At 67.5% G+C, this 510-nt stretch carries 1 protein-coding gene; it reads right to left on the minus strand.

From position 1 onward, the window contains the following. Window positions 1-4: 4 nt before the first annotated feature. Window positions 5-510, minus strand: a 506-nt coding sequence (locus J7528_RS24195; protein WP_291879946.1) for a cytochrome c, incomplete at its 5' end; no start/stop codon positions are given.

The following is a 510-nucleotide window of genomic DNA, read 5'->3' on the forward strand; positions in this document are numbered from 1 at the left end:
CCGGTCAACAGGTGGCGCAGTCGCGCGGCGAGGTCTGGACAGCCCTGGCCAGCCGATCGACATCGGCTTCGGTCACAGGCTCCGGATAGGCATTGAAATGGTTGCGCACATAAGTGGCGACGGCCGCCATCTGCTTATGCGTCAGGATATCGGTGAACCAGGGCATGCCGCCCCGGCCCTTCAAAAGGATGTTCGGGATGAAATCCTTGTCGGCGAGATGGGCGTTGCCGGCCAGGGCGGGTATGCCCGAACCAGCACCGCTGCCGCCCTTGGCGTCGGCCATGTGGCAGGCTTGGCAGATGCTTTCATAGACTTCCTTGCCTTCGCTGGAGACCTGCGTGCCGCCGCCTCCGCCGGACGTGTCCTGCGCGCGCCCCGCGACCGTGCCGATCAGCAGGCCCGCGGCGAGGGCGAGGGGCGCAGCGGCCAGTCTGGCGAGGCGGATCAGGCTCACGGCTTCGCTGCGACGACCGCCTCGATCTCGACGAAGGTGGTCGGTCGGCCGAGTGC

It is taken from the genome of Caulobacter sp., assembly GCF_017744445.1.
Lineage (GTDB): Bacteria > Pseudomonadota > Alphaproteobacteria > Caulobacterales > Caulobacteraceae > Caulobacter.